This is a genomic window from Methylobacterium indicum (assembly GCF_001043895.1).
GTDB classification, from domain to species: domain Bacteria; phylum Pseudomonadota; class Alphaproteobacteria; order Rhizobiales; family Beijerinckiaceae; genus Methylobacterium; species Methylobacterium indicum.
On record NZ_JTHF01000042.1, the window covers coordinates 1 to 9,944 of the forward strand.

Sequence of the window (9,944 nt, forward strand, 5' to 3'; positions counted from 1 at the left end):
GGCATCCGGTTCTATGCCGGGGCCCCCTTGCGGACGGCGGAGGGGCAGGTGCTCGGCACGCTCTGCGTGATCGACTACGTGCCCCGGCCGGACGGCCTCTCCGAGACCGAGGCCGGCGACCTGCGGGCGCTGGCGCGCCAGCTGATGAGCCAGCTCGAGCTGCGCCGGGCGGTGGCGGACCGCGAGGCGGCCCTGCGGGCGGCGCGGGCCACCGAGGAGCGCTACCGCCTCGCGGCGCGGGCCACCAACGACGCGATCTGGGACTGGGACTTCGCCGCCGACCACGTCCTGTGGAACGAGGCCCTGGAGGCCGCCTACGGCCACGTCCTCGACACGGTCGCGCCGACGGGCGCGTGGTGGATCGACCACATCCATCCCGACGACCGCGCCCGGATCGACGCCTCGATCCACGCCGTCATCGACGGGGCCGGGACCGCCTGGAGCGACGAGTACCGCTTCCGCCGCGCCGACGGCTCCTATGCCCGGGTCTTCGACCGCGGCTCGGTGATCCGCGACGAGACGGGCCGCGCCGTGCGGATGATCGGCGCGATGTTCGATCTGTCCGAGCGCGAACGCGCGGAGGCCGCCCGGCGCGACTCCGAGCGCCGGCTCGACCTCGAGCGCAGCCTGCTCGAATCGGTCTTCCGGCAGGCACCGGTCGGCATCTCGGTCGTCGGGCGCGAGCCGGGCGGGCCGAACCTCGTCAACGCCCGCGGCGAGGAGATCCTGGGCCACGCCGTCGGCGAGCGCACGCTCGCCCGCTACGAATCCTACGGCGCCGTGCATGCCGACGGGCGCCCCTACGCCCCGGACGATTACCCGTCGCTGCGCGCCCTGCGGGACGGCACGGTGGTGACCGGCGAGGCGATGCGCTACCGCAACGCCGCCACGGGCCTGCGCCTGCTCGAGATCTCGAGCGCGCCGGTGCGCGACGAGGACGGGGCGATCCAGGCGGCGGTGACGGTGTTCCTCGACGTGACCGAGCAGCGCCGGGCCGAGGCGCAGCTGCGCCGCCTCGCCCTCGTCGCCGAGCAGTCGAGCGACTTCATCGCCATCGCGGATGCGGAAGGGCGGATCGCCTACGTCAACCCGGCCGGCCGCACCCTGGTCGGCCTCGCCGACGAAGCCGCGGCCCGGGCGATGCGCCTGACCGACTTCTTCCCGCCCGACGACCTGCCCTTCGCCGAGACCACGATCCTGCCGGCGATCCGGGAGGGCGGGGCATATGGTGGGTCCTGGAGCGGCGATTTCCGCCTGCGCAACCTCGCCACCGGCGCCACCGTGCCGGTGCGCTACAACCTCTTCGCCCTGCGCGGGCCCGGCGACGCCTTCGAGGGCTTCGCGGCGGTGAGCCACGACATCTCGGCCCGCAAGGCGGCGGAGGCGCAGCAGGAGATCCTCAACCGCGAGCTGAGCCACCGGCTCAAGAACACCCTGGCGATGGTGCAGGCGATCGCCATGCAGACCCTGCGCAACGCCGCCGACCCGATGGCGGCCCGCGAGGCCCTGGCGGCCCGGCTGATCGCGCTCGGCAAGGCCCACGACCTCCTGCTCACCGGCGAGGGCGAGAGCGCCGACCTGCGGGCGGTGCTCGACGGGGCGCTCGCCATCCACGACGACGGCCGGCCCGGGCGCTTCCGCCTCTCGGGGCCGCCGGTGCCGTGCGGCTCGCGGGCGGCCCTGTCGCTCGCCCTGATGGCGCACGAGCTCGCCACCAACGCGGTCAAGTACGGGGCCCTGCGCGTGCCCGACGGCCACGTCACCCTCGACTGGCGCATCGACGGTTCCGACGCCCTCGCCCTGCGCTGGCAGGAGCATGGCGGCCCCCGGGTGACGCCGCCGGCCCGCCGGGGTTTCGGCTCGCGCCTGATCGAGCGGGGCCTCGCCGGTACCGTCGACGGCGAGGTGGCGACCCACTACCCGCCCGAGGGCGTGGTCTGCACCCTGACGGCGCCGCTGGCGGAGCTCATGCGGGGGGAGTGACGGCCCCCGGCCTTCCGGAAGAACGGCCGCACGATGGGCCGCGCCCACCGCTCATCGCGCCAGGAAGGCGCCTGCGCGCCCGCACCACCTCGTCCCGGCGGTTCCTCGGGCTGGAAGTGGCCGCCGGTCGTCGCCGCGCCAGAGCAGGAGGACCGGGCAGGCGAGCTTGCGCCCGGCCTCCCGGCCGGCCTCGTCCTGGGCCGGATCCTCGTCCAGCGCGGCGCGATAAGTCTCGCACGCCGCGTGGCGGACCGCCGGATCCCGGATCTCCTTCCACGGCGTTGCGGCCGTCCGGGAAACGGGTTGGAGCCGTCATGGACCGTTCAGTGCGCCGGCACGCATGTGCGTCCGCGTCCGGGTACCGTGTTGCCGTGCGATCGGGCGCGGCGGCGCGGGCGCTCAGAACCGGACCGTCCCGCTCCCGTTCACCGCCCGCACCGTGCCGCTCGGCCGGCCCGCCGTCTCGTGCAACGCGATCAGGCGTTCGCTTCCCGGCGCGAGGTGGAACCAGTTGTCCGCCGGCCTCCCCGCCCCGTCGAGCGCAAGGTGGACCGACAACGCGTGCCGCTCCGCCGCGACCCGCAGCGCGAGGCCGGCCTCGCCGTCGACCAGCTCCGCCGAGAGCCCGGTCTCCCTTGGGCCGGCATCCCGCCCGGCCGGGAAATGGAAGGCATCGGCCAGCACCGTGCCATCGGTGCGGCTGAGCCGCAGATGGGCGAGGTCGTGCGCCGCCGGGCCGAACCGGTAGGCGTTCGTGGCGTCGAAGAAGCGTCCGAGCAGGGCGGCCGAGGACAGGGTGAGCGACGAGCGCGGTGCCAGCGACACTGCCCTCTCGGCCCGGGCGGCAACCTTGCCGGCCCCGGTGGTGAAGGTGAGTGCCAGGGTGGCGTCCACCGGTTCGACCGTCTCGTTCAGCAGGTGGGCGTGGAGGCCGTTCAGCCCTTCGTCGGTGAGGAGCGCCTGGACCGGCCGGAAGGCCCGCTTCAGGGCATACCAGGCGGATTTCGGCCGCCCGGCGACGTCGACCACGCCCCAGCCCGCGCCAGGCGCGAGGTCGCGCCAGAGCCAGACCAGGCCGCCGGCGGTGACCGAGCCGGCGCGCCGCCACTCGGCGAAGGTCGCCTCCATCACCTCGGCGACCGCCGCCCGGCCGAGCGTCAGGTAGCGCTCCGGATCGTCGTCGCGCAGGCGCGCCGGGTCGACGCCGTAGAGGGCGCCGACATAGTGGTCGCGCACGCCCTCGAAATCCCAGTCGGCGCCGCGGTCGCGCGGGATTCCGAGGCCCCAAGCCGGATCGCGCGGATCGGTCAGGCCGGCGTCGACGAGCGAGGCCGGCTCCGGCACGTTGGCGAAGGCCAGGCACTCCGAGGCGAAGCGCACCTCGGCCCGGCGGGCATCCTCGAACGGGCGGAGATAGGCGCCCACGCCGTAATAGTGGGTGACGCCGGCATGGGTGGAGAACGGCAGGTCGCCGCCCGCGGGCGAGTTCGGCACCACGACGAGGTCGGGCCGGCGCAGGGCCGCCGCCTCGCGCAGCATCGCCTCCACCGCCGTGGTCCGCCAGACGGCCTCCGGAAATCCGAGCATCGCGGCCTGCTGCTCGATCTCGCTGCCGCCGCCGACGACGCAGAGCGAGGGCGAGGCCTGGAGCCGGTCGAGGAGCTGGGCGATCTCGGTTTCGAGCGCTAGCCGGAAGGCGGGATCGTCGACCGGATAATCGAAATTGGCGAGCATCAGGTCCTGCCAGACCAGGAGACCGAGCTCGTCGCAGAGATCGTGGAAGGCCTGGCTCTCGTACAGCATCGTGCCGCCGACCCGCAGCATGGTCATGCCGGCCTCGACGGCGAGCCGCAGGAGCGGTTCGTAGGCGGCGCGGTCCCCCGGCAACCCGACGAGGTCGGGCGGGGTCCAGCAGGCGCCGCGGCAGAAGACCGGCACGCCGTTGACCGCGAGGCTCAGGCCCTCCGCGAAGGGGCGCCGCTGCGTGATCGTGCGAAATCCGACGCGGCCGAGGTCGAAGGTCCGCCCACCGGCCTCGACCGTGACGGCGTGCCGCCGCGGCTCGCCGTGGGTGTGGGGCCACCACAGGGCGATGCCGGGCAGGGCGAGCCGGCCCTCGAACCGGCCGGTCGCGGTCTCGGGCAACACGGCCGTCCGGCCGTCGCAATGCAGGGTCACCGGGCCGGCGGCGTCGGGCAGGGTAAGACCGACGACGAGGATCCCGGTCCCGTCCGCGACGCTCGCCCCGAGGTCGATCTCGGTCGGCCGCCCCCCCTCCCCTCTCCGGGTGATCGGCCGGTAGGGGCCGACCGCGTCGATGCTCGGGCACCAGCCCGGCATGAAGCCGAGCAGCGTGGTGCGGGCGTGGCGCAGCGAGCCCGGGGTCGCGAGCTGCGGCCGCCAGCGGCCGCGCTTGTGCGGACGGGCGAGGTCTTGCGCCAGCGAGCGGAAGGCGAGCGCGAGGGTGTGGGGGCCGTCGAGGTCGAGGCTCACCTCGTGGGCGAGGAACATCGACCGGGAGGTGAGGCGAAGCTCCCCGTCGAGCCAGACCTCGCACAGCGTCGCGAGACCCTCGAAGCGCAGGGTCTCGCGGCCCCGGCCTTCGATCCGCGTGCGGTACCAGACGTCCGAGCCGTGCAGCGGCGTCGGCGCCGCATCCGACCACAGCCCGGCGGCGCGCAGCGCCCCGGCGGCGGTGCCGGGGACCGGAGCGGGAATGAAGCCCGCGAGCCCGTCGAGGGCATCCGGATTCGTGCAGGCGCCCGGGGCGGTGACGATCATCTCCCACGGCCCGTCGAGGGGCCGGTCGACGGTGCGCAGAACGGCCATGGTGTCCCCGGAGGCTGTTTTCGCGTGTTCGAGGGCGCTGAAACGCTCCCCGGCATGCCGGGGGAAGGAGGGCGCGGGGTGTCTCCTCTCCCCGCCCACGGGGAGAGAAGACACCCCGCGCCATTCGTCTGTGCCGGATCGCCCCACTCCGTCGACCGCGCGCGTCAGCCCGCCGCCAGCGCCCGGTCGAGGGCCGCGAACACCGCCGCGTAGGTCGCCTCGGCGCCGGCGAGGCGCTCGGGCAGGCCGGCGAGCTTGCCGCGGGCATAGGCGCGGGCGAGCTGGAACTGGAAGGCCTTGGCCTCCTGCGACAGCCGCGTCGCTGCCTCCGCCGCCTCGTCGAAAGACCCCGCCCCTTGCGCCGTCAGCCAGGCGAGGTGGCTGCCGAGCAGCTCGAAATTCGCCCCGAGCTGGCGCGTGGTGTTGAAGGCGTAGGCGTGGAAGGCCGAGAGCGGGCGTTGCACGAAGGCATCGTCCTTGCCCGCGAGCGCCGCGCGGAAGGCCGTCACCGGGTTCTCGACCGGCGCGTGGACACGGTGCCGGCGCAGCAGCGCCAGGGCGGCGCCCGCGAGTTCCGACCCCGCCAGGGCCGGGCCGCAGGGCTTCACGAACTCGGCGTAGGGCAGGAGCTCGCCGCGGGCGAAAATCCCGTCGTAATCCTCGCCCGCGAGCTGGAAGCGACCGGCATTGTGCAGGTAGTCGAGCCGGCGTTCCTGCGGGTCGAGGGCGAGGATCCCGATCGTGGTCTTCGAGGCCTCGCGCCGGTAGGTGGTGCCGGCGGTGTCGGGCAGGAAGAACGCGTTGACCTCGACCAGGACGGGCAAGCCGCGGGCCGCCTGGAGCCGGGCGTGGTCCTCCAGGGTCTCGTAGAGCGCGAGTTCGAGGATCTCGAGGCCGTAGAGCGCCTCAAGATCGGCAGCCTTCGGCTTGAAGAACGTGAACTGGTCGCCCTCGAAGTCCTGGCGCAGGGTGAAGCCCAGCATCGCCTCGGGCTCGAGCCCCCGCAGGTGCAGGAGCTCGATCCAGAGATCGACGTAGCAGTTCGTCTCCGGCCAGGTCCGGTCGGCGGCGTGGAGCGGGTGCGGGGCGTGGGGCGCCGCGGACGTCTCCGTCCGCGGCGATTCCAGAGGAAGGGCGAGGGAGGCCGACATCGCGGCCTCAGCCGAAGAGCCGGGCGCGGACCTCCGCCGGCCAGGCGTCGAGGTCGAGGCCGTGGTGGCGCAGGAGCGCGAGGGTGATCCGCTCGAGCCCGAACCCGACGCAGGCCGTGTGGGCCGTGGTGCCGTCGGCCTGGGCGATGCCCCAGGTCGTGCCGAAATGGTCCTGGTGGTAGTTGAAGCTCAGGCAGGCGGTCGGCTTGTCCTCGCTGTTGACCGGCACGTTCAGCTCGAACTTCAGCGCCTGGGCGCGCTGGTTGTTGGCGAGCATCTTGCCGGCCCGGCCGAAGAACGGGTCGTTGGCCGGGTCGATGGCGAGCGGCAGGCCGAGATCGCTCATCATCGTGGTGCCGCGGGTCAGCCACAGCTCGCGGAAGGCCAGCACCTGCTCGGGCGTGCCCATGCGGACGTATTCGCGCATGCGGAACAGCTGCATGCGGGTCGGCTCCAGCGAGGGCTCGTGCCGGAAGCAGTAGGATTGCAGGTCGAACAGCAGGCCGCCCTCGGGCAGCCGGCCGCGGGCGGCGGCGACCGGATAGAGCGGGTAGCAGGCGGCCGGGGTCAGGACGATGTCGGTGGCGGCTTGCTTGGCGGTCCAGTCCTCGTCGGCATCGAGGCAGGCGAGCAGCCGGGCGTGGTCGGCCTCGTTGCCGCAGAAGCTGTGCACCGTGCCGGCGAGGTGCGGGAAGCCCTTGAGGTAGCCGCTGCGCTCGAAGCTCGCGCGGGCCATGCCGGGCGGGAAGCGCAGGACCTCGGCCCCGTCGGCCGCGCCGATGCGCGAGACCAGCCGGTCGAGGGCCTCGACCACGCTCTCGAAGGCGCCGGAGCGGCCGTAGAGCCCGTCGACCCCGGTGCGGATCAGGAGCCCGCGGTCGAACAGGCGGTCGAGGAACGAGCGCGGCTCGGCGGGCTCGGGCAGGGTTCCGACGAAGGAGACCTCGTCGGCGGCGGGCAGCAGGTCGGAGGAGAGGCTCTGGTCCATCACGCGCTCAGGAGCTTGCCGCTGCCCTTCTGCACCAGCAGGAGGTTGGCGGTGTTGGAGAGGATGCGGTCGTTGTTGATCATCAGCGGCGCCGAGAGGACGTCGCGCAGCTGCCGGCCGAGGCTGAACGGGGTGCCGTTCTTGTAGCCCAGGATGCCGACGACGCTCAGCGCCCGCTGCACGATGTCGACGGCCTGGACCGAGACGGTGGTCTTGACGTTGTTCAGCATGATCGAGAAGCCGATCGCGCTCAGAGCATCGGGGTCGCCCTTGGCGGCCTCGTAGCGGGCGAGCCCGGCGACGACCGTGCTCTTCATCGCCTGGAGCTCGTTGGCGGCCTCGGCGAGGCGCAAAGCCCCCGGGGGCACCTGGCCCGGCTTCTTGCGCGCCTCGGCCTGCACGAAGGCGCGGGCGCGGTCGACCGCGTAGGACGCGATCCCGAACCACACGCTGCCCCAGAGCAGGTGCGAGGCGGCGAGCATCGATTGCGCGGCGATCTCCGCGAAGGGCTTCTGCAGCACCTGGACCAGGGGCAGGCCCTCGGCCTTGAGCAGGAAGCCGTCGCTGCAGGTGCCGCGCATGCCGAGCGTGTCCCAGGTGCTGGTGCGCTCCAGGGTGATCTGGTCGGCCAGCAGCGCCACCAGCACCTGGTCGGAGGTCGCGGCCTCGGGGTGTCGGCGGGCGGTGGCGAGGATCAGGTCGGCCTGCGCGCCGTACGAGATGACGCTCGCCTCCTTGGTCAGCCGGAAGGTGTCGCCGTCTCCCGTTCCCTGGGCCTCCACGGCGCAGAGGCTGTTGCGGAGATCGCCGCCGATGCCGGCCTCGGTGGTCGAGGAGGCGATCAGCATCTGCTCGCCCGCGATCCGCCGCATCAGCGCGGCATGCCAGGCGCTGTCCTGCCCGTGGGTGACGAGGCTCGCGAGCTTGATGTGGTGCATCGCGAACACCATCGCGGCGGCCGAGCAGGCGCGGCCGAGAATGGCGCAGACCTCCGCGATCTCGCTCATCGAGGCCCCCTCCCCTCCCAGCGAGACGGGAACCTGGATGCCGAACAGGCGCTCGGCCTTGAGCGCGGCCACCGCCTCGGCGGGGAACCGGCCCTCGCGGTCGACCGCGTCGGCGTGGCGGCCGGCGATCTCCGCGGCGCGCTTGGCGCGCGCGTCGAGGTCGCCCGCCGGTGCGTCCGTCGCGACGGGTGCCGCACCGGGCACCGTCGCCGCGACCTCGACATGCATGTTCATGCGGCCTCCTGCTGGCGCAGGCCCGCCACGGTGTCCCGGATGATCCGGATGGTCGAGAACGAGCGCCGGCCGAGCGCCGAGTCCGGGAACTCGATGTCGAACCGCTCCTCGAGGGCCAGCATCAGCTGCACGGAGCCGAAGGAATCGAGGCCCTTCTCGAACAGGTCGTCGTCGTCCGACAGAGTGTCGACCACGCCCTTGAGCGATTCCAGCGACTTCAGCACGTCACGAATGTCGGAGATTTCGACCATGAGACTCCACCTTATCTGCTTGGCGTAGGATCGCATCCCGTAGATGAAATTGCAATCTTGCGCCTAATTCGTGGTAAATTTTTACATGTCTATTTTTGAGAATTTCCTGCTCCATTGTGGAGCGGGTGGTTGATCCGATTTGACACGGCCATTCAACTCCAGACAGCTTAACGGCTGGCGAAGCGCCGGGCCGACGCCAGGGTGGAGATCTCGTCAAGCTTACGGAATTGCCCTCGGGGGCCGGGTGAACGGGGCGCTGTCGCGCCGGGCTTGTGCGGGGCTTGCGCCGGGATCGGGCCGGCGATTGCGAATCGGCCGAAAACCGGCGAATTGCAGATCGAGCGCCGAACCGGCGAATTTTCTGCAAACAGGGCCCGCGCGGATGAATCAGCACACGCCGCCTCACTCCCCTGCCCCGGTCTCCCCATCCGCGCAGGTCGCGCCCGCCGCGACGATCGGCGCCCACGCGGCGACCCTGCGGGCGCAGTTGCAGGCGATCTCCTCCGGGCTGTTTCCCCCCACCGCCGCCAAGGGCCTGCGCCGCTTCACCTCGGCGGAGGCGGCCCGGATCATCGGCGTGACGGTGTCGCGGTTGCAGCAGCTCGCCGCCGAGGGGCTGGGGCCGCAGCCCGAGGTGTCGTCGAACGGCCGCCGCTCCTATTCGCTGTCCGACATCCACGGCCTGCGCGCCTATCTCGACGAGAACACCCGGGGTGGCCGGCGCTACCAGCCGCGGCGCAGCGGCGCCGAGCATCTGCAGGTCGTCGCGGTGGCGAACTTCAAGGGCGGCTCGGGCAAGACCACCACCACCGCCCACCTCGCCCAATCCCTGGTGCTGCGCGGCTACCGGGTGCTCGCCATCGACCTCGACCCGCAGGCGAGCCTCTCGGCCCTGATGGGCGTGCAGCCCGAACTCGACGTCGGCGCCGACGAGACGCTGTACGGCGCGATCCGGTACGACGACGCCAGGCCCCTGCGCGACGTCGTGCGGCCGACCTACTTCACCGGCCTCGACCTCGTGCCGGCCAACCTCGAACTGATGGAGTTCGAGCACGAGACGCCGCGGGCGCTGACCCGCCGCCGGGCCGGCGAGCCGCTGTTCTTCGACCGGGTGGCGCACGCCATCGACACGGTGGCGGAGGATTACGACATCGTCGTCATCGATTGCCCGCCCCAACTCGGCTACCTGACCCTCTCGGCGCTCTGCGCCGCGACCTCGCTCCTCATCACCGTGCATCCGCAGATGCTCGACGTCGCCTCGATGAGCCAGTTCCTGGCGATGACCGAGGACCTGCTCGGCGTGGTGGCGGAATCCGGCGGGCGGCTGCACTACGATTGGCTGCGCTACCTCGTGACCCGCTACGAGCAGCAGGACGCGCCGCAGACCCGCATCGTCGGGATGCTGCGCACCCTGTTCGAGGACGCGGTGCTGACGGCGCCGATGCTGAAGTCGTCGGCCGTGTCGGATGCCGGCCTGTCGAAGCAGACCCTCTACGAGATC

At 72.5% G+C, this 9,944-nt stretch carries 7 protein-coding genes; 2 read left to right on the forward strand and 5 right to left on the reverse strand.

Annotation, left to right across the window (positions count from 1 at the left end):
• Positions 1 to 1,983, forward strand: a 1,983-nt coding sequence (locus QR78_RS05340; protein WP_053220804.1) for a PAS domain-containing protein, incomplete at its 5' end; no start/stop codon positions are given.
• Between the two features lie 399 nt (positions 1,984 to 2,382).
• Here the strand turns inward: QR78_RS05340 and QR78_RS05345 are convergent.
• The 5 genes from QR78_RS05345 to QR78_RS05365 form a co-directional block, all read right to left on the reverse strand.
• The gene (locus QR78_RS05345) at positions 2,383 to 4,812 is read right to left on the reverse strand and encodes a glycosyl hydrolase 2 galactose-binding domain-containing protein (RefSeq protein ID WP_048426472.1); all 2,430 of its coding nucleotides are present in this window, start codon (positions 4,810 to 4,812) and stop codon (positions 2,383 to 2,385) included.
• 164 nt (positions 4,813 to 4,976) lie between these two features.
• Positions 4,977 to 5,963, reverse strand: a complete 987-nt coding sequence (locus QR78_RS05350; protein WP_048426473.1) for a DUF1839 family protein — start codon at positions 5,961 to 5,963, stop codon at positions 4,977 to 4,979.
• A 7-nt stretch (positions 5,964 to 5,970) separates the two neighbouring features.
• Complete coding sequence (locus QR78_RS05355; protein ID WP_082171885.1) at positions 5,971 to 6,951, reverse strand: amino acid--[acyl-carrier-protein] ligase; 981 nt, start codon at positions 6,949 to 6,951, stop codon at positions 5,971 to 5,973.
• Complete coding sequence (locus QR78_RS05360) at positions 6,951 to 8,192, reverse strand: acyl-CoA dehydrogenase family protein (RefSeq protein ID WP_423793760.1); 1,242 nt, start codon at positions 8,190 to 8,192, stop codon at positions 6,951 to 6,953. Before QR78_RS05360 ends, QR78_RS05355 begins: the two co-directional genes overlap by 1 nt.
• Positions 8,189 to 8,443, reverse strand: coding sequence for an acyl carrier protein (locus QR78_RS05365; protein ID WP_048426474.1), 255 nt, complete (start codon positions 8,441 to 8,443; stop codon positions 8,189 to 8,191). Before QR78_RS05365 ends, QR78_RS05360 begins: the two co-directional genes overlap by 4 nt.
• A 382-nt stretch (positions 8,444 to 8,825) precedes the next feature.
• Between QR78_RS05365 and repA the strand changes: the two genes are divergently transcribed.
• Positions 8,826 to 9,944 (forward strand): plasmid partitioning protein RepA (gene repA, locus QR78_RS05370; RefSeq protein WP_048426478.1); only part of this gene is annotated, 1,119 nt, incomplete at its 3' end.